This is a genomic window from Sphaerisporangium sp. NPDC088356 (assembly GCF_040685555.1).
Lineage (GTDB): Bacteria > Actinomycetota > Actinomycetes > Streptosporangiales > Streptosporangiaceae > Sphaerisporangium.
In genome coordinates, this window is sequence record NZ_JBFBIK010000060.1 from 1 (window position 1) to 24,914 (window position 24,914).

Genomic DNA, 24,914 nt, shown 5'->3' on the forward strand with positions numbered 1-24,914 from the left:
CTTCCGCCAGGGCGCGGTTCGGCGCCCTGGCGGAAGGTGTGGTGGTCTCGAGCCTGACCTGACCTGCCGCGCGCTTGCACGGCGGGGGCCGGCCCGTTCAAGGGGGGGACCCGCCGTGGCAGCGGCGGAAGACTCGGGCGGTGGCGCGCGGCCCCGCCCTCACATCGGCAGCGCGGCCGCCGCGTCGTGATGGAACACCATGATCAGCAGGGTCGCCACCAAGGTGGCGATCAGCAGCCAGCTCACCAGGATGATGATCGACGACCTGCTCAGGCGGCGCCGGCCACTGGCCTCACGGGCGGCGCGCTTCTGCTCTCCGGCCGCCTTGCGCTGCACGCGTTCGTTGAACGACTCAAGCCGGGCGGCGAGTCGTGGATCGGCATCAATGAGATAACTCTCGATCTGGGCAAGCATTCGCTCCTCGTCCTTGGACCAAGGCACGCCGACCTCCCGGCAACGCAAGCGGTGTGCCGACTTTCTGCCCACCCCCAAGATCCTTAGCCATACCATGCCGTCCTTTTTACCGCCAGTTTCGTTGTTGCGATCTTTCTCGAACCTCTGTTCTAATCAGGTCATGCGCTGGGACAACCTGCGCCTGACCGACACCGGCCAGGGCGCCTCCGCCATGCCGCTGTTCGCCCGTGGCGCGGTGGCCAAGACCTTCGACACCCCGGAGTTCCGGGGCATGACCTTCTACGAGATCCACGCCCGCACGATCGTCAACCGCGTTCCGGCGGCAAGCCAGGTCCCCTTCCAATGGACGATCAACCCCTACCGGGGATGCACGCATTCGTGCACATACTGCTTCGCCCGCAAGACCCACGAGTATCTCGACCTCGATTCCGGCCACGACTTCGACTCCAAGATCGTCGTGAAGGTCAACGCCCCCGAGCTGGCCCGCAAGGAGCTGGCCGCGCCGCGCTGGGGCGGCCACCACATCGCCATGGGCACCAACGTCGACTGCTACCAGCGAGCCGAGGGGCGCTACCGGCTGATGCGGGGCATCCTGTCCGCCCTGAGGGACGCCGGCAATCCCTTCTCCATCCTGACCAAGGGCTCGCTCATCCTGCGCGACCTCGACCTGCTGACCGAGGCGGCCGAGGTCACCGACGTCGGGGTTTCGCTGTCGATCGGCTTCGTCGACGACGAGCTGTGGCGCTCGGTCGAGCCCGGCACCCCCCGGCCGGGCAGGCGGCTGGAGGTCTGCGCCACCCTCACCGAGCACGGCCTGCCGTGCGGGGTGCTGATGGCGCCGATCCTGCCCTACCTCACCGACTCGCCACAGGCGCTGGCCCGCACCGTGCGGCAGATCGCCGACGCCGGCGCCACCCACGTCGTCCCCATCGTGCTGCACCTGCGGCCCGGGGCGCGCGAGTGGTTCCTCGGCTGGCTGGGCCGCGAGCACCCCCGCCTGGTCCCCCGCTACCTGGAGCTGTACGGCCGCGGCGCCTACGCGCCCAAGGCCTACCGGGCGCGCGTCGCCCGGCAGGTCCAGGAGCTGGCGGGCCGCTTCGGCGTGGGCAGGTCCACCCCGGCCGCCGCGCGCCGCGTCCGCCCCGCGTTCCCGTCGCTCCCGGCGGCGGGCGGCGGCGGGCCGGAGCAACTCACGCTGCTGTAAGCCGCGAAAGACACATATGGATGATTGACTCCGCTGTTGGGTATTTAACGCTGCGATGCACCGAATATGGTGCATTGTCATTCAATGCACGGCCCATGAGCAGGGGGAATCATGGCGGGAACACGCAAGAAATCCACCAAAGCCACCGGAAAGGCCAAGAAAGCAGCTATCAAGGCTACACGCGAGACCAAGCAGACCAAGCGCGAAGACGACGACGACAAGCGACCCGCGGAGCGCGAAGAGGCCCGGTGACGCCGCTCGTCGCATCACCAACCCGGCGAGCCGTGCGGCGGGGCCGGCATAGCCCGTAATCCGGGCCCTTGTTGGTAACGCACGATTCGGGCCCTTGTGGTAAAGCATGATCAGGCACTCCCCCTCCGGCCACCGCGTGGACAGGTAGATCCGACCCGTGATGTGCGGCGATCGCGCCCTGTGACCCCGTTCGACGGTTGTGCGGCCCTCCCCCGCACGACCCGCTCGGCGGTCATGCGGCTCTCCCCGGCGCCGCAGAGGGGGCGTTCACGGTCTCGACGCGGCGGCCCGGGTGCCTGATCATGGAAACCCCCGGCCGAACGCGAGGATCGATGCCCGCTTACCTCCGCTTCCCCACGATCTTCGGCGAGGTCGTCGTCTTCGCCGCAGAGGACGACCTGTGGATGGTCTCCGCCGACGGCGGGAGGGCCTTCCGCCTGACCGCCGGGGTCGCCGAGGCCGGTTACCCCCGCTTCTCCCCCGACGGCACGAAGATCGCCTTCGTCGGCCGGGAGGAGGGGCCCGAGGAGGTCTACGTCATGCCCGCCGAGGGCGGCGCCGGAAGGCGCATGACCTACGACGGCGCCCTGTGCACGGTCACCGGATGGGATCCCGGCGGCGCGGTCGTCTACGCCAGCGACGAGGGCCAGCCCTTCGGCCGCCGCAGATGGCTCCACCGCGTCGACGCCGGCGGCGTCTCCCAGCGCCTGCCCTACGGCCCGGCCAACTCCATCTCCTACGGTCCCGGCGGGGCGATCGTGCTCGGCCGCAACACCGCCGACCCGGCACGCTGGAAGCGCTACCGGGGCGGCACGGTGGGCGACCTGTGGGTCGACCGGGAGGGCGGCGGCGAGTTCGCCCGGCTGATCTCCCTGGCGGGCAACCTCGCCTCGCCCTGCTGGGTGGGCGAGCGCATCTACTTCCTGTCCGACCACGAGGGCATCGGCAACGTCTACTCGTGCACCCCCGCCGGCGAGGACCTCCAGCGGCACACCGACCATGACGACTACTACGCCCGCAACCTCGCCAGCGACGGCCACCGGCTCGTCTACCACGCGGCGGCCGAGCTGTACATTCTGGACCCGGCCGAGGGCGAGGGGCGCGCGGTCGAGGTGCGCCTGGGAAGCTCCCACACCCAGCGCAACCGCCGGTTCGTCCCCGCCGGGCACTACCTCGACAGCGCCACCCTCACCCCCGACGGCAGCGGCCTGGCGATCACCACGCGCGGCAAGGCGTACTCCTTCGGCAACTGGGAGGGGCCGGTCCGCCAGCACGGCGAGCCGGACGGCGTGCGCTACCGCCTGCTGAGCTGGCTCAAGGACGGCGAGCGGCTGGTGGCGGCGGCCAGCGACGACGGCGACCGCGAGGTCCTGGTCATCCTGACGGCCGACGGCAGCGCCGCCCCGGTGCGCCTGTCCGCCCTGGACACCGGGCGGGCGATCGCCCTGTCGGTGTCACCGGGCGCCGACCGCATCGCGCTGACCAACCACCGCAACGAGCTCCTCATCATCACCCTGCCCGAGGCGAGTGACGGCGAGGGCGAGGCGAGGCTGACGGTGGCCGACAGCAGCAGGTTCGGCCGCGTCGAGGACGCCGTCTGGTCCCCCGAGGGCGACTGGCTCGCCTACACCTTCCCCGACACCGCGCAGACCACCGCCATCAAGCTGTGCAGGGTCGCCACCGGGGAGACCTACCTGGCCACCCGCCCGGTGCTGCGCGACAGCAGGCCCGCCTTCGACCCCGAGGGCAGATACCTGTACTTCATCGGGCAGCGCGTGTTCAACCCCGTGTACGACTCGCTGCAGTTCGACCTGGGGTTCCCGCTCGGCACCCGGCCGTACGCGATCGCGCTGCGGCCCGACGTCGGCTCGCCCTTCGTCCCCGAGCCGAGGCCGCTGTCCAGCGACGACCCGCCCGCCAAGGACGCCCCCGACGGGACCACCCCCGGCAAGGACGGCGTCCGCAGCGGCGCGGCGGAGGGCGAGATTTCCGCCACCGGCGAGAGCGCCACGCCCGGTGAGCAGGCCGAGGGCGCGGGTGACGGCGCAGATCAGGCGCCCGGTGAGGCCGAGGGGGAGGGGGAGGGCCTGGAGATCGAGTTCGAGGGCATCGAGCGCCGCGTCGTCGCCTTCCCGGTGCCCGAGGGCCGCTACGAGCGCGTCGCCGGCATGAAGGACAAGGTGCTGTTCACCTCCTTCCCGGTCGAGGGCAGCCGCGGCGACGAGTTCGCCGAGTCCACCTCCGGCACCCTGCAGGCGTACGACTTCGTCAAGCAGAAGTCCGAGACCGTGGTCTGCGACGTCACCGACTTCCTCCTGGGCAGGGACGCCACGACGCTGCTCTACCGGTCCGGGCAGCGGCTACGGGTGATCAGGGCGGGCGAGCCGCCCTCCGAGGAGGAGGCTCACGGCAGGGCCGGGGGGTGGATCGACCTCGACCGGGTGAAGGTCTCGGTCCGCCCGGCCGCCGAGTGGCGGCAGATGTTCCGCGAGGCGTGGCGGCTCCAGCGGGAGAACTTCTGGGTGCAGGACATGGCCGGCATCGACTGGGACGGCGTCTACGAGCGCTACCTCCCTCTGGTCGACCGGGTGGGCACCCGTGGGGAGTTCTCCGACCTGCTGTGGGAGCTGCTGGGCGAGCTCGGCACCTCCCACGCCTACGAGAGCGGCGGCGAGTACCGCACCCGCCCCCACTACTGGCAGGGCAAGCTGGGCGTCGACTGGTCCTACGCCGACGGCGTCCACACGATCGCGCGCATCGTCGCCGGCGACCCTTGGGACCCCGACGCCACCTCCCCGCTCAACCGGCCGGGGCTGGACGTGCGGCCGGGCGACGCGGTGGTGGCGATCAACGGCCAGCCCGCGGGGGCGGTCGCCGGCCCGGCCAGGCTCCTGGTCAACCAGGCCGGCCAGGAGGTCGAGCTGACCATCAGGCGCGGCGACAGGCCGACCAGGACGGTGACGGTCAAGGCTCTGTCGGACGAGGAGCCCGGCCGTTACCGCGACTGGGTGGAGGCCAACCGCGCCCGCACCCACGAGCGCACCGGCGGCAAGATCGGCTACCTCCACATTCCCGACATGGGCCCCGACGGCTACGCCGAGTTCCACCGGGGGTTCCTCGCCGAGTACGACCGGGAGGGGCTGGTGGTGGACGTCCGCTTCAACGGCGGCGGCCACGTCTCGGGGCTGCTGCTGCAGAAGCTCGCCCGGCGGCGGATCGGCTACGACTTCCCGCGCTGGGGGGTGCCCGACCCGTATCCCGCCGAGTCGCCGCGCGGCGCGCTGGTGGCGATCACCAACGAGTGGGCCGGTTCCGACGGCGACATCTTCAGCCACACCTTCAAGCTGCTCGGGCTCGGCCCGCTGATCGGCAAGCGCACGTGGGGCGGGGTGATCGGCATCTGGCCGCGCCACCGGCTGGCCGACGGCACGGTGACCACCCAGCCGGAGTTCTCCTTCACCTTCGACGACGTGGGGTGGCGGGTGGAGAACTACGGCACCGATCCTGACATCGAGGTCGACATCACCCCGCAGGACTACGCGCGGGGGATCGACACCCAGCTGGAGCGGGCGATCGACCTGGCGCTGGAGCGGCTGGCGCAGTATCCCGCGCACACCCCCAACCCCGCCGACCGCCCTCGTCTGGGCGCCCCGCTGCTGCCCCCACGCCGGTGACCGCGCAGGTCCGCCGTGGTCGGCCCGCCGGGCGGGCGGGGTCGTGGGCGCCCGCGGGCCGCACTAGGCGTTCCAGATGGCGGCGAGCTGCCGGGTGGCCAGGCGGGCCGGGATCGCGCGCAGCAGGGTGTCACGCGCCCAGGCGGCGGCCCCGGTCTGCGAGGTCAGCCGCGACTGCCGCTCCGCGGCCCGCATCAGCCGGTTGGCGCGCGGGCGGCGCTGCGCGTCGTAGCGCAGCAGCCGCTCGGCCACTTCGGCGGGCCCGGCCCCCGACAGGTGGTGGGCGAGCGCGGCGGCGTCCTCGAAGGCCTGGCTGGCGCCCTGCCCGAGGTCGGGCGTCATGGCGTGCGCGGCGTCGCCGAGCAGCGCGATCCTGCCGGTCGCGAACGCCGGCAGCGGCTCGGCCAGGCAGGCGATCGGGTCGACGTAGACGTCGTCGGCCACGGTGGCCGCCAGCAGCGCGGGGACGGCAGGGTGCCAGTCGGCCATCAGCGTCAGCATCTGCTCGCGCGCCTCCTCCGGCCCCGGGACGGGTTCCGGCAGCACGGAGTCGGTGAACCAGTACAGCCCGTCCGCGCCGATGGGGAACAGCCCGAACATCCCCCCGGTGCGCCGGTCGATCAGGATGCCGGCCAGCAGCTCCTCCACGTCCAGCCCCGCAGGGCGGGGCAGGGTGCCGCGCAGGTCCATGCGGCCGACCCTGCGCAACCCGCTGTGACCGGGGAACAGCTGCCCGCGCAGCCTGCTGCCGATCCCGTCGGCCACGATCACCGCGTCCGCCTCCTGGACGCGCTCGCCTCCGCTGAACACCTCCACTGCGTCCACGCCGGGCTCCAGCCGCTCCACCGGTGTCGCGGTCCGCACCGCCTCGGCGGGCAGTGGGGCGCGCAGGGTGCGGTGCAGCTCCGCCCGATCGGCCACGGTCATCGATCCGACCTCGCGCTGTGCCCGCACGGCGTCGGTGATCAGCAGCGGCCTCCCGCGCCAGTCGCGCAGCCCGGCGCTGCGGGCGGGGGTCGACCGTCCCCTCGTGTCGTAGCCGAGCTCCTCCAGCGCCCGGAGCCCGTTGTGCATGATCACCACGCCGGTGCCCGCCTCGCGGAGCTCGGCGCCCCGCTCGTAGAGGGTCACCTGATGCCCCTGGCGGTGCAGGCCCACCGCGGCCACCACCCCGCCCAGCCCGGCACCGACCACGACGACACGCATGGCACCCCTCCATTCACTACGGTCGTACTAGTACGGTTATTGATAGCATGGCGGGGTGCCGCCCACCAACCCTGCCCGCCGCCAGGCCCTGACGGACGCCGCTATCGACCTGCTGGCGGCCTCGGGGGTGCACGGGGTGACCCATCGTGCGGTGGAGAAGGAGGCGGGGCTGCCGGTCGGCACGGCGTCCAACTACTTCCGCAGCCGCGAGGCGCTGCTGGTGGCCGCCGCCGAGCGGGTGGTCGAGCTCCACCTGGCCGACATGGACCAGGCGGCCGAGCACCAACCCGCGGGCGGCGCCAACCTGGTGGAGATGCTGACCGAGTCGTTGCTCGGGGCGGCGACCACGCTGCGCCACCGCTACCTCGCGATCTTCGAGCTACAGCTGGAGGCGGTGCGCCGCCCGGCGTTGGCCGCGGCGCTGGCGGGGCTGCAGGAGGTCGCGGTGCGTTTCACCGCCGGGCATCACGACCAGCTGGGGCTGAAGATCGCGCGTGAGAAGGTCCCCGCGCTCATCGCGCTCTACGGCAGCGCCCTGTTCGCCCTGGTCAGCGCGCCTCCCGGCAGTGTCACCCGGCCCGCCGTCGAGGCCATCGTCGACACCATGGTGTACGGCTCGGCCGTACCGGATGACTAGCGCGGGGTCGTAGTCGAGGTACTCGCGCGGCCGGCCGGCGTTGACCCGCCTGCCCTACCAGGCACCGATCAGCTCATCCAGCTCCCATTCAGCACGCACCCCGGCGCCTCTGCGACGACCATGATCACCGACCGAACGAGATCACGATCAGGGAGCGGGGAACGACCCGCGATCTCACCTATTTGCGACCACTACGTAGCGTCCTCACGAGATGACTCACCGCCACTTCGCGGCTCGCCATGGCTTCGGGATATCCGGGCCTGGTCGCGGGCACCGTACGCGCCCAGCCGCGCCGCCAGGGCCGTGACCTCCTCCCGTAGGGCGTCCGGCGCGAGGACGGTGAACGGCCACCCGAGCCCGGCGAGCATCGCCGCCATGCCGTCCAGGCGCTCCGCGCGGCCCACCATGAGCACGCCGGCCCTCGGTCTCGCTCAGCCGGGCGACCGATGGCGGCAGCCGCCGCTGGGCCTCGGCCTGCGTGGTCTCCAGCAGCACACGCACCTCGTGCCGGTACGGCACCGAGGAGAGCGAGTCCATCACGTGCGCCACCGGGTCGAACTCCTCCGGGCCGGGGAAGCCTTCCGCGAGGGTCTCGGCCGAGGCGACGCGGTCCAGGCGGAAGGTGCGGATCTGCCGCCTGAGCCGGTCCAGGCCGGTGACGTACCATCGGCCCGAGTGGAAGACCAGGCCGTAGGGGTCCAGCTCGCGATCGGTCTCCTCGCCTCGCCATGAGCGGTAGCGCAGGCGCACGCGTCTCCTGCGGCGGGCGGCGGAGGCCAGGGTCAGCAGCGTGTCGGCGGCGGGGCGCGGCGCCTCGGCGACCCGGGAGGTGTGCCCGACGATGTCGGTCACGGCCTCCGGTCACCGGGGCGGCGAACCGGATCCCGGAGCGGATCGGCAAGATCGTGTACCTGGACAGCGGCCCGCTCGGCGAAGGGATGTCCCAGCTCGACCTGTACGCGCCGGAGGGCCGGGAGTCCATCCAGGCGCACCTGACCGATGGCTGGCGGTACGAGCCGCCGTCCTGGGAGCGGCAGGAGATGCTCGGGGCGAGCACCGCCGGTCTGGGCGAGAAGGACAAGGCCCGGATCCTGTCGCGGATGACGCCTCACCCGTACGGCACCCTCACCCAGCCGCTGCGGGGCACCGGTGAGGGAGCTGATCGAGCAGGGGCATCCGTACTTCGCGGGGCTGGGCGGCCCGGAGTGGGAGCTGCACGAGCTGGCGACCGGCCACTGGCCGATGTTCTCCCGCCCCGAGGACACCGCACGGCTACTGGCTTCGGTGTAGAGGCGGGGCCGGTTCCGGGTGACGGGGATGGAACCAGCCCAGCGCCTTTACTTTGTAGATCAATTAGGTGGTACTTTCCGGCCCGCCGCACCAGTCGGAGAGCATCGTGCGCAACTACCTGTCGGCGGCGATCGGCAAGACCGGCACACGCAACCGCATCGAGACGGCGGCGCTCGCCCGCCACAACGGCCGGCTCTGACCCCGCCGGGGCGCCGTCACTGCGGGACGGCGAGGGGCTCCGGCGTCAGGGGCTGCTCCCAGCGGAAGCCCATCTTGAACGTCACCTTGGCCAGGGCCCGCTGGCCGTCGGCGTTCGGGTGGAAGAAGTCCCACTTGCTGATGTGGTCGAGGGTGTAGGGGTAGGAGAAGACCGCGCCGCCGTCGGAGCGGCACGCCGGGCCGTACGCCGCGCAGGCCTGCGCCATCTCGGCGTTGTAGTCCTGCACGCGCTGCCTGACGCGGTCTCTGCGGGCCTGGTCCTTCTTGGCGTTGGAGCGGGCGTCGGCCAGCATGGTCGGGCAGATGCCGCCGAGCGTCCAGAACGACCTGGCCACCGCGCTCTCCCTGCCGATGCGCCACAGCCGCTTGAGGTCGGGGATGCTGGCGGCGAAGATCTTCACGCCCGCCGAGGCGAGCACGGCGAAGGCCCGGTCGACGCGGGCGCGGTAGGTCGCGACGGGCGTCATCCGCGACTCGCTCGCCACACAGGCGTCCTGCGCGCCGATCAGGACCGTGACGTAGGAGGCCCTGGCGGCCACGGCCTTCTCGGCCTGCGCGGCCAGCTCCGCGCTGGTCGACCCCGGCACGGCGAAGTTGAGGTTGTGCCCCTTGACGCCCTGGCCGACGGCGAGCAGGCGAAGGTAGTGGCTGTCGACGTCCGCCGAGTCACCCGCCGACCACGACCGGGAGGTGCAGGAGACGTACCAGCCGCAGGCGTTGAAGCCCGCGCTGATCGAGTCGCCGAGCGCCGCCATCACCGTGGGCACCGGCTCGGCCGCCGCCGCGACGGCCGTAGCGGGCACGCACACCGCCGAGGCAGCGAGAACGAGCGCGATCTTTCTGACCATGGTCACCTCCACCTGCGACGATCGATCCCGGGTCGGAGATCGAGAACCCAAGGTAGAGATCGGGGAGAGTGTGCTCTATTACCTCCGGGCGAGGCGTTGCTACCGTTGACCAAGTTCCTATCGCGGCTTGACAAGGCACGGAGCGTGTGTAGACGCCCATGACGGCGAATCACCCTGAGCGGGCGGGGTTGTGATAAGGCCACCCGATGTCGAACGCGTTCAGTTTCCGCATAAGGTGGGCAGAGTGAGTGTCGCGCTCGGGATAACCCGCCCCCCGCTGGTTCGCAGCATCCCCATCCATCACCCCGAAGACCTGATCGCGCGACTACCGCAGGCCCCGCCCTACGCCTGGGTCCACCAGGGAGAGGGCCTGGTGGCCTGGGGTGAGGCCGCACGGGTGACGGTCCCCCCGGGGCCGGGGCGCTTCGACTGGGCCAGGCGGTGGCTGGCCACCGCGTTCGGCGAGGCCCACATCGACGACGACGTGCACGTGCCCGGCTCGGGCCCGGTCGCGTTCGGCTCGTTCACCTTCGACCCCGACGCGGCGGGCTCGGTGCTGGTGGTCCCCCGGGTGGTGCTCGGCCGCAGGAAAGGCCGAGCGTGGCTGACCACGGTGGGCGACGCGCCCATCGAGCTGATGACGCCCGCCGCCGCCCCCGGCCGCATCGTGTACGGCGACGGGTCGCTGACCGCGCCCGAGTGGCAGCACGCGGTGGGCCGCGCCGTGGGCGAGATCAGGTCTGGGCGGCTGGAGAAGGTCGTGCTCGCGCGCGACCTGGTCGCCAGGGCCGAGCGGGAGATCGACGTGCGGGTCCTTCTCGACCGCCTGGCCCGCGCCTACCCCGACTGCTACACCTTCTCCTGCGCGGGCCTGGTCGGCGCCACGCCCGAGTTGCTCGTGCGCCACACCGGCGCGGCGATCGAGTCGCTGGTGCTGGCCGGCACCACCTATCGCGGGGCCAGCCAGGCCGACGACAAGGCCAAGGCGGCGGCCCTGTTCGCCTCCGCCAAGGACCGCCACGAGCACGCCTGCGCGGTGGCCTCGGTGCGCGAGGCACTGACGCCGCTGTGCGCCTCACTCACCGTGCCCGATGAGCCCGAGCTGCTGGTGCTGCCCAACGTGCAGCACCTCGCCAGCCGGGTCCGGGGCCGGCTGGCCGACGGCGCGTCGGTGCTCGACGTGGTCGCGGCCATGCACCCCACCGCGGCCGTCGGCGGCACGCCCACCGGGGTGGCGCTCGACGTGATCCGCGAGCTGGAGGGCATGGACCGCGGCGGCTACGCCGGCCCGGTCGGCTGGATCGACGCCCGCGGCGACGGCGAGTGGGGCATCGCGCTGCGCTGCGCCCAGGTCGCGGGGCGGCGGGCCCGGCTGTTCGCCGGGTGCGGCATCATGGGCGGCTCCGACCCGGCGGCCGAGCTCGCCGAGGCGCAGGCCAAGTTCCGCGTCATGAGGTACGCCCTGGAGGGCTGATCGCCGGTCGGCCCTCGCCCGGCGCGCCCCTACGGGACGCCCGAGACGGGCGGCCCGTCCGTATCTTCGGGAGCGGACCCCGCGGGGATCTCGCGGCCCAGCTCGTGGGCCAGCTGGTCGAGCTCGGCGCCCCCGGCCATCAGGGACGTCAGCTCATCACGGGTGATGTCGGCCTTGTCGAACTGCCCGAGGCTGGTGCCCCGGTTGAGCAGCAGGAACCGGTCGCCGACCGGGAAGGCGTGGTGGGGGTTGTGGGTGATGAACACCACCCCGAGACCCCGGTCGCGCGCCCTGGCGACGTAGCGCAGCACCACACCCGCCTGCCTGACCCCGAGCGCCGAGGTCGGCTCGTCCAGGATGAGCACCCGGGCCCCGAAGTACACGGCGCGGGCGATGGCCACCGACTGGCGCTCGCCGCCCGACAGCGTGCCGACCGGCTGGTCCACGTCGCGGATGTCGATGCCCATGGCGCGCAGCTCCTCGCGCGCGACCCGCTTGGCCCTGGCCACGTCGAAGCGGCGCAACGGCCCGGTGACCGGCTCCGACCCGAGGAAGAAGTTCCGCCAGACCGACATCAGCGGGATCATCGCAAGATCCTGATACACCGTGGCGATACCCCGGTCGAGGGCCTCGCGCGGGCCGCCGAGCCGCACCGGGGTCCCGTCGAGGAGGTACTCGCCGCTGTCCTGGACGTGCACCCCGGCGAGGATCTTGATGAGCGTCGACTTGCCGGCGCCGTTGTCGCCGAGCACGCAGGTGACCTCGCCCTGCCGTACGAGCATCGAGACGCCCCGCAGGGCGATCACGCTCCCGAAGACCTTGCCCACGTCGCGGGCCTCGAGAAGCGGCGGGGTCATCGTCGAACCTCCTCGGCGTAGCGGCGGACCAGGCGGTTGGCGAGGGTGGCCAGCAGGAGCATCGCGCCCAGGAAGAACTTGAACCAGTCGGCGTCCCATCCGGCGAACACGATGCCCTTGTCGGCCATCCCGAAGATCACCGCGCCGATGGACGCGCCGATCGCCGAGCCGTACCCGCCGGTGAGCAGGCAGCCGCCGATCACGGCGGCGATGATGTAGATGAACTCCTGCCCGATGCCGGAGTTGGCCTGGACCGAGGTGAAGCGCAGCGCCATGATCGAGCCGACCAGCCAGGCGGCGGTGGCCGTCGTCATGAACAGCGCGATCTTCGTACGGGCGGCCGGGACGCCGACCGCGCGTGCCGCCTGCTCGTCGCCGCCGACCGCGAAGATCCAGTTCCCGGCCCTCGACCGCATCAAGACCCAGGTGGCCAGGGCGGTCACCCCGAGCCACCAGAAGATCGCCACGCGGATGTCCACCCCGCCCACGGTCACCGAGCCCGCCAGCAGCGCCCGCGCGCCCTCGTACCCCTCGGCCCTTCGCAGCCCGCTGACCTGCACGGTGCCGGTCAGCGCCTTGGTGACGCCGAGGTTCAGCCCTTGCAGCATCAGGAACGTGCCGAGGGTGACGATGAAGCTGGGCAGCTTGGTCCTGACCACCAGCAGGCCGTTGGCGAAGCCGATCGCCAGGGCGAGGACGAGCCCGGCGAGCATGGCCGCCCACACGTTCCACCCGTACTTGGTGGCGAGGGTGACCATGACCAGCCCCGTGGTGCCGGTGAGCACGCCGGCGGACAGGTCGAACTCGCCGCCGATCATGAGCAGGGCGATGGCGACGGCCATGATGCCGAGGGTGGACGCCGGGTCCAGCCAGTTGGCCACGCCGTCCGCCGACCGGAAGACCGCCGACTGCGAGGAGAAGAACGCGAAGACCGTGACGGCGCCGACCACCGAGCCGAGCTCGGGGCGAATCAGCAGGCGCCGCGGCCACCCGGCGCCCGCGATCCGCTCGTCGGCGGCGACGCTGGTCACCGGGTGCCACCCTGCGCGAGCTTGGCCACCTGCGCGGCGTTCTCCTTGGTCACGAACCCCGGGCCGGTGTTGACCGGCAGGCCGCCGCCGACGGTGTTGAGGTTGCTCTTGTACAGGTAAAGGAACGTGATCGGCAGCCATCCCTGGAGGTATTGCTGCTGGTCGACCGCGAACAGGATCTCCCCCGCCTCGATCGCGTCGACGACGTCGCCCGACAGGTCGAAGGTGGCGAGCTTGGCCTTGGAGCCTCCGTCGGCGATCGCGTCGCGGGCCGCGACGGCGACCGCCGGGTTCAGGGTGAGCACGCCGTTGACCGAGGCGTCGGACTGGAGCTTCGCCTTGATCTTGGAGGTCGCGTCGGCGAGGTTGCTGACGTCCACCTGCAGCCGCTCCACCGTGCCGCCGAGAGTGGCCGTGGCGCCGCCGCACCGCTGGTCCAGGCCGACGTTGCCCGCCTCGTGGATGACGCAGAGCAGCTTGGTGACGCCCTCGGCCTTGAGCTTCTCCCCCGCGCCGCGCCCGGCCACCTCCTCGGACTGGCCGACGTGGGTGATCGCCCCGAATTCCTTGGACTTGTCGGCGCCGGAGTTGATGGTGACGACGGGGATGCCGGCGGCCACGGCCTTGGTGATGGACTCCTTCAGCGCGTCGGGGTTGGCCATCGAGACCGCCACGCCGTCGACCTTCTCGCTGACCGCCTGGTCGATGAGCTGCGCCTGCTTGGCGGGATCTCCGTCGCCCTGGTAGGTGACCTTGGCGCCGTACCGCTTGCCGGCCGCCTCGGCGCCGTTCTTGACGACGTCCCAGAAGGAGTCTCCTGGCGCGCCGTGCGTGATGACGGCGAAGGTGCCGCCGTCCTGGCCTCCGGCCGCCGGGGCCGCGGACGTGCCCGCCGTGGGCTTCGCGCCGTCTCCGCCGGAACATCCGCTCAGCACCAGCGCTCCCAGCACCGTGGCCGTGACCAACCGTGTGACTCGCCTCATGGATACCTCCCGTACCGTCCCGGGGGACGAGATCGGCCGCATGCCAGGTTTGTAACCTCAGGTAACCTTCCTGTCAATTGTTTGTCGTGACATTCTGATGTACAGGCCACTTCACTCGCGATCTGCCAGGACATCTCTAGGCCCAGGACGGACAGACCCTGACCTGCGGCTGGACGCGAAAAAGGCCCGGCAAGAGAGTGCTCACCGGGCTCGGGGGACGTGAGGGTTCAATCCAGCTTGCGCACGATCCGCAGGATCTCGTCCAGCGCGACCGTGTGACCGTTCAGGATGCCGGTGTGCTCGTCGAACTTCTTCGAGTGATCGCCCAGTATCTTCGTATGCTGCTCCAGGGTCGCCGTGTGCCCATCGACCGTGACCGCGAGATCTTGGACGGTCGTCGTGAGTGCGTCCAGCTTCACCGTGTGACCCTCGACGGTCGTCGTGAGTGCGTCCAGTTTCACCGTGTGACCCTCGACGGTGACCGCGAGATCCTGGACGGTCGTCGCGAGACCGTCCAGCTTCACCGTATGACCCTCGACAGTCTCCGCGAGACCATCCAGCTTCACCGTATGACCCTCGACAGTCTCCGCAAGACCATCCAGCTTCACCGTGTGACCCTCGACGGTCGTCGTGAGGCCTTCCAGGAGCTGGGAATGCTCGCTGAGGATCATCGTGTGCACGTCCTGCTGCGAGCGAATGATCTTGAGGTCATCGAGCGCGCACCTGTAAAACAGCTTCCCCGCCTCTGACTCCTTCTTCGCCTCGCCGGCCACGTAGGTCGCCGCGATGGTCTGGTTGCGCAGCACGCCGAGCCGGTTCTCGAGCTCGGTCATACGCCCTTCAACATCGGTTGTTGACATCTCCATTACCTCCTGGAGAAAAAGTATCGCTTCCGGTGACGCTGAGTAGCGCATTCGACACGAGAAGTGAAACAGTTTCATCCGGCGGGCGGCGCGCCTCGGCGGCAAGGATCCGAGGTGGCCGGGGGTCTTTGTACGGACATATTGACGTCCGCTACCCTGGACCCTTAGCGATCACAACTGAGCCGGGAGAAGGCATTGGGCACTCGACTCGACATCGACCTCGATCGCTCCAGCCCGGTGCCGCTCTACTTCCAGGTGGCCGAGCAGATCGCCGAGGCGATCAGGCGGGGCGACCTCACCCCCGGTACCCGGCTAGACAACGAGATCCTGCTGGCCGACCGGCTGGGGCTGTCGCGCCCCACGATCCGCCAGGCCATCCAGTATCTGGTGGACAAGGGCCTGCTGGTGCGCAAGCGCGGCGTCGGCACCCAGGTGGTGCACGGCCAGGTCAAGCGCTCGGTAGAGCTCACCAGCCTGTACGACGACCTGCGCCGCGCCGGCCAGGAGCCCACCACGCGGGTGCTGTCGCTGCGGCCCGTCAGCGCCGACGAGGAGATCGCCGCGGTCCTCGGCGTCGCGGCGGGCACGGAGGTGCTCCACGTCGAGCGGGTGCGCTACGCCGCGGGCGAGCCCCTGGCCCTGCTGCACAACTGGCTGCCGGCCGGGCTCGGGTCGCTGACGCCGCAGGCCCTTGAGGAACGCGGCCTGTATGAGCTGCTGAGGTCCTCCGGCGTGCGGATGCGCGTGGCGAACCAGCGCATCGGCGCGCGGTCGGCCACCCCGGCCGAGGCAAGGCTGCTGGACGAGCGCCGGGGCGCGCCGCTGCTCACGATGGTCCGTACGACCTACGACGACCAGGGCAGGGCCGTGGAGCACGGCTCCCACGTCTACCGGGCCTCGCACTACTCGTTGGAGGTCACGCTCATCGAGCGCTGACCGGCCTCCCCGCCGCTCTCCGGCTCCTTCATCTTCGAGGCGCGGTACTTGATGTAGAGGGTCGTGCCGACGCCGAACAGCACCGCGACGACCAGGCCGACCCAGGAGAACCCCTTGAGCCACTTGTCGGCCACCACGCCGAGGTAGTAGATCACGGCGGTGGTGCCGCCCGCCCAGACGATGCCGCCGAGCATGTTGGCCACCAGGAACCGCCAGTAGGGCATGTGCAGCGCGCCTGCCAGCGGCCCCGCGAGGATGCGCAGCAGGGCGATGAAGCGGCCGAAGAAGACCGCCCACATGCCCCACCGGTCGAAGACGCTCTTGGCCTTGCCGATGTGGGCGGGGCCGAAGTGCTTGGGGAAGCGCCTGCCGAGGCGGTCGAACATCGGCTGCCCGCCCTTGCGGCCGATGAGGTACCCGATCGAGTCGCCGGCGATGGCGCCCACGCTCGCGCAGACCCCGACCCACACAGGGTTCACGACGTGCTGCGCCGACAGCAGCGCGGCGCTGACGAGGACAACCTCGCCCGGAAGCGGGATGCCCAGGCTCTCCAGGCCGATCACGATGCCCACGATCACGCAGATCCAGACAGGTGGGATCGCCTGAAGCCATTCCTCGACATGCATGGCTCACACCCTACGTCGTGGCATGCCCCTGGTTTCACGTAAGGGCGCTGCGCCCCCGGGCTCCTGCCCGGCTAGCCGAGTGAGCGGACCGCTTCCTGGGCGGCTTCGCGCATGGCCACGTGCACGCGGGCGTTGGCCTCGCGGTCGGTGCGGGCCTCCACGATGCGCACGCCCTCGCCCCTGATGGCCTTCGGCAGGTCGTCGATGGAGGACAGCAGGGTGTGCGGCGTGCCCGTGGCGGCGGCGAGGTAGGACAGGTCGACACCGTGCGGGGTGCCGAAGACCCGCTCGAACGATTCGGGCAGCCCCGCCTGCGGCAGCAGGGAGAAGATGCCGCCGCCGTCGTTGTTGACCACGACCAGGCACAGGTCGGGCCGGGGCTCGCGGGGGCCGAGGATCAGGCCGTTCTGGTCGTGCAGCAGGGTGAGGTCGCCGATCAGGGCGTAGGAGGGGCCGTTGTGGGCGAGCGCGGCGCCGATGGCGGTGGACACCAGGCCGTCGATGCCGGACGCGCCCCGGTTGGCGAGCAGCCGCAGGCCGCGACGGGGCCGCATGGCCTGGTCGAGATCCCTGATGGGCATGGAGGAGCCGCAGAACAGCAGGGTGTTGTTGGGGAGCACCTCGGCGAGATCCCTGGCCAGGCGCGGCTCGCTCATGCCCGAGTCGTCCAGGACGGCGTCGACGGCCTCGCGGGCAGCGGAGTCGGCCGCCCGCCAGGAGCGCAGCCAGGTGTCGTCCCCGGCCGCGGCGGCGATCTCGACGGCCTCGGCGACCTGGGTGGCCGACCGGGTGGGGTCGGGCCAGCGGGACAGGTCGGGCGTGACGACGATGTGCTCGCCGGCTTGTTTGAGCCACGACAGCAGCGGCCGGGAAAGGCTCGGCCTGCCCAGGGTGACCACGACGTCGGGGCGGTGGGCGTCGGCGAACTCGGGCGTGCCCAGCAGGAAGTGGTACGCCGAGACGGAGTGGTCGCCGTACCTGGCGCCGCCGGTGGGCTCCGAGAGCACCGGCCAGCCCGCCATGCCGGCGGCGGCGACGTACCGCCGCACGTTGGCCGCGCCGTCGCCGACCACCAGCACGCCGCGCCGGGTGGGGGAGACGTGCAGCCCCGCGGAGGGAGGGGCCACCCGCGCCCGTACCCAGGGGCCGCCGGCGTCCCCGTCGAGGGACTCGCACCAGGAGGAGTCGCCGTCGGGGATGAGCGGCTCGCGGAAGGCGAGGTTGAGGTGGACGGGGCCGGGGTCGCCCGGGCCGAGGGCGCGCTGGTAGGCGCGGGCGGCGAGCGAGCGCCAGTAGGCGACCTGGCCGGGACGCTCCTCGGGCGCGCCGACCTCGGTGAACCAGCGGACCGACGAGCCGTACAGCTTGATCTGGTCGATCGTCTGGCTGGCCCCGGTGCCGCGCAGCTCGGGCGGCCGGTCGGCGGTCAGGACCACCAGCGGCACGCCCGACTCGTGGGCCTCGATCACCGCGGGGTGGAAGTTGGCGGCGGCGGTGCCCGAGGTGCACACCAGCGCGACCGGGCGCTCGGACCTGCGCGCGAGGCCGAGCGCCAGGAAGGACGCCGACCGCTCGTCGACGCGCACGTGCAGGCGCAGCCGGGAGTCGCCATGGACGGCGATGGCCAGCGGCGCCGACCGGGAGCCGGGTGCCAGCACCACGTCGGTGAGGCCGCAGCGCACCAGCTCGTCCACAAGGACCCCGGAGAGCGCGGTGGCGGGGTTCACCTGCCCCCCTCTGACGCGCCCTCCCGGGCGCGCGTACTCGTCTGAACGCGGAGAGCCTTCATCTAGGGGCGGCGCGGGAAGCGGGAGAAGTCGGGCTTGCGCTTCTCCTTGAAGGCGTCGCGGCCCTCCTGCGCCTCCTCGCTCATGTAGTACAGGAGGGTGGCGTCGCCGGCGAACTGCTGCATGCCGGCGGCCCCGTCGCTGACGGCGTTGATCGCGCCCTTGAGCATGCGCAGGGCCAGCGGGGACTTGTCGAGCATCTCGCGGCACCACTGGACGGTCTCGGCCTCGAGCTCCTCGAGCGGGACGACCTTGTTGACCAGGCCCATGTCGAGGGCTTCCTGGGCGTTGTAGAACCGGCACAGGTACCAGATCTCGCGGGCCTTCTTGAGGCCGACGGTCTCGGCGAGCAGCCAGGCGCCGTAGCCGCCGTCGAAGGAGCCGACCTTGGGGCCGGTCTGGCCGAACATGGCGTTCTCGGCGGCGATGGTGAGGTCGCAGCAGACGTGCAGCACGTGGCCGCCGCCGACGGCGTACCCGGCGACCATGGCGATGATCGGCTTGGGCAGGCGGCGGATCTGGATCTGCAGGTCCAGCACGTTGAGCCGGCCGATGCCGTCGGGCCCGATGTAGCCGTCGTCGCCGCGGATCTTCTGGTCGCCGCCGGAGCAGAAGGCCTCCGTGCCGGCACCGGTGAAAATGATCACACCGACGTCGCCGTCGTCACGGGCGTTGTTGAACGCGTCCTGCAACTCGAAAAGCGTGGTGGGCCGGAAGGCGTTGCGCCGCTCGGGGCGGTTGATCGTGATCTTCGCCATGCCTTCGGCGGTCTCGTAGATGATGTCCTCGTAGTCACCCGACCGCTTCCAGTCGACAGTGCTCCCGGTCACACTCGCTCCTCACTCGCCTGCTCGGCGCCCACTCACCTGCACGTTGCCCGGCCGAGGTCACGGGCGGGGGGCGCCTCTCAACGGGACTAACCTTACGACCGTGAGTGAGCGTCCTGTGCACGCGGTGGTTCTACCTCCCGGTCCCGCCCTGTTCGCCATGGTTCGCGAGGCGGTTCTCGGTGGGGGACCCGCGGTGCTTCCCCTCGCGCCCGATCTGGCCGAGCCCGTCCTGCGGGCGACGCTGGAGGAGCTGCGTCCGACCCACGTGGTGACCGCCGGGGGCACGCGGTCATGGCCGGGCGGGGTTCCGGCGTCCGGCGACACGGCCGTGATCATCGCGACCAGCGGTTCCACGGGCACGCCCAAGGGGGTGGAGCTGGCGGCCTCCGCCCTGCGGGCGTCGGCGTCGGCCTCGCTCAGGCGACTGTCGGCCCGGCCGGGCGAGCGCTGGCTGTGCTGCCTGCCCCCCTCCCACGTCTCTGGCCTGCAGGTGCTGGTCCGGGCCCTGCTGAGCGGGTCCGCGCCGCTGATCCACGAGCGCTTCTCCCCCGCCGCGGTGGCGGGCAGCGGCGCCGAGCACGTGTCCCTGGTCCCCACCCAGCTCCGGCGCATGATCGACGCCGGCGCCGATCTGTCGCGGTTCCGCACGATCCTGCTCGGCGGCGCCGCCGCGCCGCCCGGCCTGCTCGCCTCGGCCAGGGACTCCGGGGCGCGGGTCGTCACGACGTACGGCATGAGCGAGACGTGCGGCGGCTGCGTCTACGACGGCGTCCCGCTGGACGGGGTGGATGTGAAGGTGGGGGCGGACGGGCGGGTCCGCCTGGCCGGGCCGGTGCTGTTCTCCGGTTACCGGCTGCGTCCCGGCCTCACCGATGCCGCCCTCGACGGCGGCTGGTACGTCACCTCCGACGTCGGCGTGCTCGACGAGGGACGGCTGCGGGTGCTGGGCCGCGCCGACGACGTGATCAACACCGGCGGCGAGAAGGTCGTGGCCGGGGTGGTGGCCGAAATCCTGGCGAACCATCCGGGCGTGCGCGAGACCGTCGTGGTCGGCCGCCCGGATCCGGAGTGGGGCGAGGAGGTCGTCGCGGTGGTCGTCGCCGCCGACCCGGCCGCTCCCCCCGCCCTCGATGAGCTGCGCGCCCTGGTGAAAACGCGGTTGCCCGGCCACGCCGCCCCCCGCGCGCTGGCGCTGCGGGCCCGGCTCCCGCTGCTGCCTAACGGCAAGCATGATCTTGTAGCGATACGCCAAGATATTTCCGGTTTGTTGGCATAGGGGATGCTTCTTGACCACAATGTCCCGTCAAGGGAACCGGAAGTCGCGTCCGGCGCGTCTTACAGACAGCTGGATCTAGGAAGGACGCCTTGATGAACCCAACCCGTAAGTTGTGGATCTCCGCCGGAGTGGTGGGCGTGGTCCTCGCCGGGGGTATCTCCGTGGCGGCGGCCGCCGCGTCGGGAGGGGTCGGCAAGACCGCCGGAGTCAGCCAGGAGAGCGAAGGCTCGGCGCCCTACGGCCCAGGCGAGGCCCCGGGCCAGATCCCCGGCCCCGACGTCCCGCAGAACGCCGAGCCGACCAGGTCGCCTGAGGAGTTCGTCGTCACCGACGACGACATCAACCCCGACCCGAAGAAGGTCGCGGAGTTCTGGACCGAAAAGCGCATGGAGAGCGCCAAGCCGCTCCCCATCCCGGTCCTGACGCCCGAGAAGACGAAGTAACGGCACGGGCTTGACGGGAGGCGGGTCGCCGGAAGGCGGCCCGCCTCTCCTCGTGTCGAGCCGCGGATCGCCCGATCCCGTGTCGAGGCCCGGATCTCGGGCAGAAGGGGAACGACCAGCGAGGACGACCCCGACGATCAGGAGGAGATTGGCAACGGCCATGCGCCCGGCGGGAACAAACCACGGCGTCTGACGTTATTGATACTGGTGCGCCGATCGCCGAACGCCGCGCCACTCCATCGACCTAAAAGACGACTCCGTGACGGAGGAGGTGTGCTCATGCCCCGAACTGCCGTGGCGACCTCGACTGAGCGCGAGGCGTCCCCGACGACTCTCGCTCAGGTCCTCGACCGAGGGCGAGCGCAAGGTCACCTTTCCCTCGCGGAGCTCCGCGAGGCGTTCTCGTCGGCGCGGATCAGCCCCGCCAAGGGCCGCTCGATCCTGCGTGACCTCACCGAGGCCGGCGTGAGCCTGGCCGCGGAGAACGAGCCCCCCTTGGGGCCCGGCAGCCCGGCGAGAAAGATCCGTAAGAGCACCACGATGAAGACTACCGCGAAGAGCGCAATGACAAGCACCACGATCACCACCGCGGAGACCGCCGAATCCCCCGAGGGGACCGTCGAGACGCGCCCCCGGCGCACCGCTCGCCGGACCGCGCGCAAGACGGCCGAGGCGGCTCCCGCCCCCACCGCGCCGCAGTCCTCGCCGTCCAAGGACGAGGAGCCCGAGGACGGCTGGAACGAGCCGGAGGAGAGCGAGTCCCAGAGCGAGACGTTCGACCTGGACGACCAGTCCTCGGTCATGGGCGACTCGGTGCACACCTACCTCAAGTCGATCGGCCGGCGCACCCTGCTGACCGCGGCCGAGGAGGTCGATCTGGCCAAGCGCATCGAGGCCGGCCTGTACGCCGAGCACAAGCTGGAGACCGAGACGCTGACCGCCGCCCGGCGCGCCGACCTGGAGTGGGTCGCCGAGGACGGCAGGCGCGCCAAGGACCACATGCTGGAGGCCAACCTCCGGCTGGTCGTCTCGGTGGCCAAGAAGTACACCGACCGCGGCATGGCGCTGCTCGACGTGGTCCAGGAGGGCAACCTCGGGCTGATCCGCGCGGTGGAGAAGTTCGACTACTCCAAGGGCTACAAGTTCTCGACGTACGCCATGTGGTGGATCCGCCAGGCGATCCAGCGGGGCTTCGCCGACTCGGCACGTACGATCAGGCTTCCCGTGCACGTGCTGGAGCTGCTGTCGAAGCTGTCGCGCATAGAGCGCGACATGCACCAGCGGTTCGGCCGCGAGCCCACCCCCGAGGAGCTGGCGGTGGAGCTGGACAAGACGCCGGACCAGATCGAGGAGCTGCTGCGCACCAGCCGCCAGCCGATCAGCCTCAACGCCACCATCGGCGAGGACGGCGAGACGACCATAGGCGACCTGATCGAGGACGTCGACGCCCCCGAGGCCTCGGAGGTCGTCGACCGGCAGCTGCTCGGCGCCGAGCTGCGGGGGGTGCTCGGCAACCTGACCCCGCGCGAGGCCAAGATCATGGCACTGCGCTTCGGGCTGGTCGACGGCAAGCCGCACACGCTGGACGAGATCGGCAAGCACCTGGGGCTGACCCGCGAGCGGATCCGCCAGCTGGAGAAGGAGTCGCTCTCCAAGCTGCGGCACCCGAGCAACACCCGGCCGCTGCTCGACTGGGCCAGCTGAGCCGGCTGACGGTCACGAACGGCTTCCGTCCTTGCGGGCGGAAGCCGTTTTCGTCCTCAGGCGCGCCAAGGCGGCGCGGGCGCGCGGGCTCAGCGCGCGGGCGCGAAGGGGCGCGGCACCCTCGCGATGCCCGTCAGCCGGTTCTCCTCGCGGAGCGTGCGGAGCCTGTTGACCTCGGCGGTCCACCGGGCACCGTCGGGAGTGGCGACGCCCTTGCGCCGCTGGATGCGGTCGTCGTACGCCTTCACGCCGAAGGCCGCCCGCCGGGCCGCCTCGGCCGCGCGCAGAGCGTCGGTGAGCGCACGGTCGAAGGCGAGCCCCGCCGCCCGCAGCTCCACGGGGCCGGCATGGGAGGCCTGCGTGCGGCGCAGCGCGCTCTCCGCCTCGCGGGCCTTGCCAAGCAACTCCGCGAAGCTCTTCCCGACCTCCTGGTCGGCGTGGTGCCTGACCTCCGCCTCCCGGCTCACACTGGGACGGAAAAACGCCATCGCTCGCCCTTTCTCAGCACATCGCCGGTGATCCGGCGTCGGTCGCTGGCCTTAGCGTACGCGGCCCGCGGAGGAGGTCGGCCGCCGGGACGGCGTGGCGCCCTTTACAAAGTAAGCCATCATGCGGATCATGCCTCGTATGCCAGCGAAGCGACCTCCCGTCCCCCTGTCCCGCGAGCGCATCATCGACGCCGCCCTCCACATCGCCGACGGCCAGGGCCTGCGCCGGCTGACGATGCGGCGCCTCGGCGACTCCCTGCAGGTGGAAGCGATGGCGATATATCACCACCTGCCGCGAGGCAAGGAGGCCCTGATGGACGCGCTCGCCGAGCACGTCACCACGGTCACGGTTCCGGACGCCGGCCTCGCGAGCTGGCAGGACATCGCCCGCACCTGGGCTCACGCGGGGCGGGCGGCGCTGCTGGAGCATCCCGGGGTGCTCGCGCTCGCACTGACCAAACCGCCCCAGGGCACCGCGCTCATGGCGATCCGCGAGCAGGCCGAGCAGCTGGCCGCCTCGGGCCTCGGCGACTCGGCGCAGGCGGTGCGCACCCTGCGGTCGTACGTGATGGGAAGCGTCGCCGTGGAGATCCAGAGGTCGGGCTGGGCGATCGGCCCGGGCGGCGACGGCGAAGAACCCGGCGCCCCGCCAGGGCAGGTCTCCCGGCCCGAGTCGGACCAGGAGGCGGTGGCCGCCTTCGAGCGCGGCCTGGACGCCCTGCTCAGGGGCCTTGCGGAGATGTAACCCTCCGTTTATCGGTTCGGCGGCGAGTCGTGCTTGGACCGTTATCTTCGGTGGGGCACGCTTGTGTCGCAGGTCACAGCGTCGAACCAGCCTTTTGGACCCCCCCCGGACCCCCTATTCGAAGGATCGAAACCGTCCCAACGGGCTATGTCGCCCGCGTGTGACCCGCAGCACACTTACTCTGTAGGTGTGCGGCATCGCACACGTCAACCACACAGCGCTCGTCCCCGTCCAACGGGGGTGGGGGATCCGCCCGGAGACAGACACCGGCGCGGGCACTCCCGGCCGAGCACCAGATCGAGAGAGAAAACCGGAGGCACGCCGATGTGCCCGCATGAGCCGTCCTGTCCGAGCACCACCGCGCCGGACCGCGAAGCCGCCCGCACGATCGCGGCACACCCCGAGCAGGGGTGGAGCCTGTTGTGCAACGGCATCGTGCTTTTCGAGGACACCGGGGAGCTCCTGCCCAACGGCGCGGTCATCGCCCCGCACCGTCCCACCGACCTGGCCATCAGCGCCGCCTGAGATCAGGAAAACGGGGGCAGAGCCAGCTCGCCACGACCTCGCCCACCTGGGCGGGGTTTTTGCCGAGGTCATGTCCCTCACCGGCGAGCACGATCAGGCGTGTCGTATCCGCCTCTTCCGGCACGCCGAAACGGTCGCGGTCACCGCTGACCACGAGCACATCGACGCCCGCCTCGCGCAGTTCGCCCGCCCGCGAGCGCTCGGGCCTGCCCGGCGGGTGCAGGGGGAAGGCCAGCGCGACGACCGCCTCGGCTCCGGCCGCGCGGGCCGTGCGGCAGGCCACCCGGGCCCCGTTGCTCCGGCCGCCCTGCACCAGGGCGAGGCCGGGGAACCTCTCGCGGATCTCGGCCACCAGCGCGGTCCACGCCTCGTCCTGCCTGACCGCCGACCCCGGCGCGCGGGCGCCGGCCACCCTGAAGGGCTGCAGGACCCGCGCGACCGTACCCCCGATCGCGCACACCGCGTCGCGCACGGCCAGCAGGTCGGGCGCCTCCACTCCCCCGGCCGACCCGTGCGTGAGCACGAACAGGAACCGCGGGTCGGGCACCTCGTCCACCTCCACGATCGCCGGCCCGGCGGGCGTCACGATGCGCATGGCCGAC

Annotated in this window: 25 protein-coding genes; 12 read left to right on the top strand and 13 right to left on the bottom strand. The window is 71.4% G+C overall.

What is annotated here, in order from left to right:
* Window positions 1-159: 159 nt before the first annotated feature.
* Complete coding sequence (locus tag AB0O34_RS21830; protein ID WP_363917992.1) at window positions 160-486, bottom strand: DUF3040 domain-containing protein; 327 nt, start codon at window positions 484-486, stop codon at window positions 160-162.
* Between the two features lie 88 nt (window positions 487-574).
* On the opposite strand from AB0O34_RS21830, the gene AB0O34_RS21835 reads away from it, so the two are divergent.
* The 3 genes from AB0O34_RS21835 to AB0O34_RS21845 all read left to right on the top strand — a co-directional run bounded on the left by AB0O34_RS21835 (window position 575) and on the right by AB0O34_RS21845 (window position 5,544).
* Entirely contained in the window at window positions 575-1,618 is a 1,044-nt protein-coding gene (locus AB0O34_RS21835) for an Rv2578c family radical SAM protein (RefSeq protein ID WP_363917995.1), read from the top strand.
* 111 nt (window positions 1,619-1,729) lie between these two features.
* Window positions 1,730-1,870, top strand: a complete 141-nt coding sequence (locus AB0O34_RS21840; protein WP_363917997.1) for a hypothetical protein — start codon at window positions 1,730-1,732, stop codon at window positions 1,868-1,870.
* Window positions 1,871-2,202: 332 nt separating this feature from the next.
* Complete coding sequence (locus AB0O34_RS21845; protein WP_363917999.1) at window positions 2,203-5,544, top strand: PDZ domain-containing protein; 3,342 nt, start codon at window positions 2,203-2,205, stop codon at window positions 5,542-5,544.
* 63 nt (window positions 5,545-5,607) lie between these two features.
* Here the strand turns inward: AB0O34_RS21845 and AB0O34_RS21850 are convergent, their stop codons facing one another.
* Window positions 5,608-6,750, bottom strand: a complete 1,143-nt coding sequence (locus AB0O34_RS21850) for an FAD-dependent monooxygenase (protein ID WP_363918001.1) — start codon at window positions 6,748-6,750, stop codon at window positions 5,608-5,610.
* Between the two features lie 55 nt (window positions 6,751-6,805).
* On the opposite strand from AB0O34_RS21850, the gene AB0O34_RS21855 reads away from it, so the two are divergent.
* A complete protein-coding gene (locus tag AB0O34_RS21855) occupies window positions 6,806-7,387 on the top strand; it encodes a TetR family transcriptional regulator (protein ID WP_363918003.1) in 582 nt (193 codons plus the stop codon).
* 216 nt (window positions 7,388-7,603) lie between these two features.
* Here the strand turns inward: AB0O34_RS21855 and AB0O34_RS21860 are convergent, their stop codons facing one another.
* Window positions 7,604-8,239 (bottom strand): WYL domain-containing protein, encoded by a 636-nt coding sequence (locus AB0O34_RS21860; protein ID WP_363918005.1) that lies wholly within the window; start codon window positions 8,237-8,239, stop codon window positions 7,604-7,606.
* 297 nt (window positions 8,240-8,536) lie between these two features.
* Here AB0O34_RS21860 and AB0O34_RS21865 point away from each other — a divergent pair, with 297 nt between their 5' ends.
* Window positions 8,537-8,677: a hypothetical protein gene (locus tag AB0O34_RS21865; protein WP_363918007.1), complete on the top strand. Its 141-nt coding sequence runs from the start codon at window positions 8,537-8,539 to the stop codon at window positions 8,675-8,677.
* Window positions 8,678-8,892: 215 nt separating this feature from the next.
* On the opposite strand, the gene AB0O34_RS21870 is transcribed toward AB0O34_RS21865, so the two are convergent.
* Window positions 8,893-9,744: a GDSL-type esterase/lipase family protein gene (locus AB0O34_RS21870; RefSeq protein ID WP_363918009.1), complete on the bottom strand. Its 852-nt coding sequence runs from the start codon at window positions 9,742-9,744 to the stop codon at window positions 8,893-8,895.
* Window positions 9,745-9,988: 244 nt separating this feature from the next.
* Between AB0O34_RS21870 and AB0O34_RS21875 the strand changes: the two genes are divergently transcribed.
* Window positions 9,989-11,218, top strand: coding sequence for an isochorismate synthase (locus AB0O34_RS21875; RefSeq protein WP_363918011.1), 1,230 nt, complete (start codon window positions 9,989-9,991; stop codon window positions 11,216-11,218).
* A gap of 29 nt (window positions 11,219-11,247) precedes the next feature.
* Here the strand turns inward: AB0O34_RS21875 and AB0O34_RS21880 are convergent, their stop codons facing one another.
* From AB0O34_RS21880 to AB0O34_RS21895, 4 genes are all read right to left on the bottom strand, one after another.
* Window positions 11,248-12,075, bottom strand: a complete 828-nt coding sequence (locus AB0O34_RS21880) for an ATP-binding cassette domain-containing protein (protein ID WP_363918013.1) — start codon at window positions 12,073-12,075, stop codon at window positions 11,248-11,250.
* Entirely contained in the window at window positions 12,072-13,106 is a 1,035-nt protein-coding gene (locus AB0O34_RS21885; RefSeq protein WP_363918015.1) for an ABC transporter permease, read from the bottom strand. The genes AB0O34_RS21880 and AB0O34_RS21885 overlap by 4 nt, the downstream gene beginning before the upstream one ends.
* The gene (locus AB0O34_RS21890; protein ID WP_363918017.1) at window positions 13,103-14,089 is read right to left on the bottom strand and encodes a sugar ABC transporter substrate-binding protein; all 987 of its coding nucleotides are present in this window, start codon (window positions 14,087-14,089) and stop codon (window positions 13,103-13,105) included. The genes AB0O34_RS21885 and AB0O34_RS21890 overlap by 4 nt, the downstream gene beginning before the upstream one ends.
* 227 nt (window positions 14,090-14,316) lie before the next feature.
* Window positions 14,317-14,922, bottom strand: coding sequence for a hypothetical protein (locus tag AB0O34_RS21895; RefSeq protein WP_363918019.1), 606 nt, complete (start codon window positions 14,920-14,922; stop codon window positions 14,317-14,319).
* Window positions 14,923-15,147: 225 nt separating this feature from the next.
* Here AB0O34_RS21895 and AB0O34_RS21900 point away from each other — a divergent pair, with 225 nt between their 5' ends.
* On the top strand, window positions 15,148-15,888 hold the full coding sequence (locus AB0O34_RS21900; RefSeq protein ID WP_363918021.1) for a GntR family transcriptional regulator: 741 nt from the start codon (window positions 15,148-15,150) through the stop codon (window positions 15,886-15,888).
* Here the strand turns inward: AB0O34_RS21900 and AB0O34_RS21905 are convergent.
* The 3 genes from AB0O34_RS21905 to menB all read right to left on the bottom strand — a co-directional run bounded on the left by AB0O34_RS21905 (window position 15,855) and on the right by menB (window position 19,131).
* Window positions 15,855-16,514 (bottom strand): DedA family protein, encoded by a 660-nt coding sequence (locus tag AB0O34_RS21905; RefSeq protein WP_363918023.1) that lies wholly within the window; start codon window positions 16,512-16,514, stop codon window positions 15,855-15,857. The genes AB0O34_RS21900 and AB0O34_RS21905 overlap by 34 nt on opposite strands.
* 71 nt (window positions 16,515-16,585) lie before the next feature.
* Window positions 16,586-18,241 (bottom strand): 2-succinyl-5-enolpyruvyl-6-hydroxy-3-cyclohexene-1-carboxylic-acid synthase, encoded by a 1,656-nt coding sequence (gene menD, locus AB0O34_RS21910; protein WP_363918025.1) that lies wholly within the window; start codon window positions 18,239-18,241, stop codon window positions 16,586-16,588.
* A gap of 62 nt (window positions 18,242-18,303) precedes the next feature.
* On the bottom strand, window positions 18,304-19,131 hold the full coding sequence (gene menB, locus AB0O34_RS21915; protein ID WP_363918027.1) for a 1,4-dihydroxy-2-naphthoyl-CoA synthase: 828 nt from the start codon (window positions 19,129-19,131) through the stop codon (window positions 18,304-18,306).
* A gap of 157 nt (window positions 19,132-19,288) precedes the next feature.
* On the opposite strand from menB, the gene AB0O34_RS21920 reads away from it, so the two are divergent.
* The 3 genes from AB0O34_RS21920 to AB0O34_RS21930 all read left to right on the top strand — a co-directional run bounded on the left by AB0O34_RS21920 (window position 19,289) and on the right by AB0O34_RS21930 (window position 22,554).
* Window positions 19,289-20,407, top strand: a complete 1,119-nt coding sequence (locus AB0O34_RS21920) for an AMP-binding protein (RefSeq protein ID WP_363918073.1) — start codon at window positions 19,289-19,291, stop codon at window positions 20,405-20,407.
* Between the two features lie 92 nt (window positions 20,408-20,499).
* Window positions 20,500-20,850, top strand: coding sequence for a hypothetical protein (locus AB0O34_RS21925; RefSeq protein ID WP_363918029.1), 351 nt, complete (start codon window positions 20,500-20,502; stop codon window positions 20,848-20,850).
* A gap of 279 nt (window positions 20,851-21,129) precedes the next feature.
* A complete protein-coding gene (locus AB0O34_RS21930) occupies window positions 21,130-22,554 on the top strand; it encodes an RNA polymerase sigma factor (RefSeq protein WP_363918031.1) in 1,425 nt (474 codons plus the stop codon).
* Between the two features lie 89 nt (window positions 22,555-22,643).
* On the opposite strand, the gene AB0O34_RS21935 is transcribed toward AB0O34_RS21930, so the two are convergent.
* The gene (locus tag AB0O34_RS21935) at window positions 22,644-23,042 is read right to left on the bottom strand and encodes a hypothetical protein (RefSeq protein WP_363918033.1); all 399 of its coding nucleotides are present in this window, start codon (window positions 23,040-23,042) and stop codon (window positions 22,644-22,646) included.
* Window positions 23,043-23,181: 139 nt separating this feature from the next.
* Here AB0O34_RS21935 and AB0O34_RS21940 point away from each other — a divergent pair, with 139 nt between their 5' ends.
* Together AB0O34_RS21940 and AB0O34_RS21945 are read left to right on the top strand one after the other, a co-directional pair.
* Entirely contained in the window at window positions 23,182-23,787 is a 606-nt protein-coding gene (locus AB0O34_RS21940) for a TetR/AcrR family transcriptional regulator C-terminal domain-containing protein (protein ID WP_363918035.1), read from the top strand.
* A gap of 324 nt (window positions 23,788-24,111) precedes the next feature.
* Window positions 24,112-24,312: a DUF5999 family protein gene (locus AB0O34_RS21945; protein WP_363918037.1), complete on the top strand. Its 201-nt coding sequence runs from the start codon at window positions 24,112-24,114 to the stop codon at window positions 24,310-24,312.
* Here AB0O34_RS21945 and AB0O34_RS21950 read toward each other — a convergent pair.
* Window positions 24,299-24,907: an alpha/beta family hydrolase gene (locus tag AB0O34_RS21950; RefSeq protein WP_363918039.1), complete on the bottom strand. Its 609-nt coding sequence runs from the start codon at window positions 24,905-24,907 to the stop codon at window positions 24,299-24,301. The genes AB0O34_RS21945 and AB0O34_RS21950 overlap by 14 nt on opposite strands.
* Between the last annotated feature and the right edge of the window lie 7 nt (window positions 24,908-24,914).

Excerpts from the sequence above, each read along its gene's own strand:
- AB0O34_RS21835 (WP_363917995.1), top strand. The coding sequence starts at position 575 with ATGCGCTGGGACAACCTGCGCCTGACCGACACCGGCCAGGGCGCCTCC.
- AB0O34_RS21840 (WP_363917997.1), top strand. The coding sequence starts at position 1,730 with ATGGCGGGAACACGCAAGAAATCCACCAAAGCCACCGGAAAGGCCAAG.
- AB0O34_RS21845 (WP_363917999.1), top strand. The coding sequence starts at position 2,203 with ATGCCCGCTTACCTCCGCTTCCCCACGATCTTCGGCGAGGTCGTCGTC.
- AB0O34_RS21850 (WP_363918001.1), bottom strand. The coding sequence starts at position 6,750 with ATGCGTGTCGTCGTGGTCGGTGCCGGGCTGGGCGGGGTGGTGGCCGCG.
- AB0O34_RS21870 (WP_363918009.1), bottom strand. The coding sequence starts at position 9,744 with ATGGTCAGAAAGATCGCGCTCGTTCTCGCTGCCTCGGCGGTGTGCGTG.
- AB0O34_RS21880 (WP_363918013.1), bottom strand. The coding sequence starts at position 12,075 with ATGACCCCGCCGCTTCTCGAGGCCCGCGACGTGGGCAAGGTCTTCGGG.
- AB0O34_RS21890 (WP_363918017.1), bottom strand. The coding sequence starts at position 14,089 with ATGAGGCGAGTCACACGGTTGGTCACGGCCACGGTGCTGGGAGCGCTG.
- AB0O34_RS21895 (WP_363918019.1), bottom strand. The coding sequence starts at position 14,922 with ATGACCGAGCTCGAGAACCGGCTCGGCGTGCTGCGCAACCAGACCATC.
- AB0O34_RS21905 (WP_363918023.1), bottom strand. The coding sequence starts at position 16,514 with ATGCATGTCGAGGAATGGCTTCAGGCGATCCCACCTGTCTGGATCTGC.
- AB0O34_RS21920 (WP_363918073.1), top strand. The coding sequence starts at position 19,289 with ATGGTTCGCGAGGCGGTTCTCGGTGGGGGACCCGCGGTGCTTCCCCTC.
- AB0O34_RS21925 (WP_363918029.1), top strand. The coding sequence starts at position 20,500 with ATGAACCCAACCCGTAAGTTGTGGATCTCCGCCGGAGTGGTGGGCGTG.
- AB0O34_RS21930 (WP_363918031.1), top strand. The coding sequence starts at position 21,130 with ATGCCCCGAACTGCCGTGGCGACCTCGACTGAGCGCGAGGCGTCCCCG.
- AB0O34_RS21935 (WP_363918033.1), bottom strand. The coding sequence starts at position 23,042 with ATGGCGTTTTTCCGTCCCAGTGTGAGCCGGGAGGCGGAGGTCAGGCAC.
- AB0O34_RS21940 (WP_363918035.1), top strand. The coding sequence starts at position 23,182 with ATGCCAGCGAAGCGACCTCCCGTCCCCCTGTCCCGCGAGCGCATCATC.
- AB0O34_RS21945 (WP_363918037.1), top strand. The coding sequence starts at position 24,112 with ATGTGCCCGCATGAGCCGTCCTGTCCGAGCACCACCGCGCCGGACCGC.
- AB0O34_RS21950 (WP_363918039.1), bottom strand. The coding sequence starts at position 24,907 with ATGCGCATCGTGACGCCCGCCGGGCCGGCGATCGTGGAGGTGGACGAG.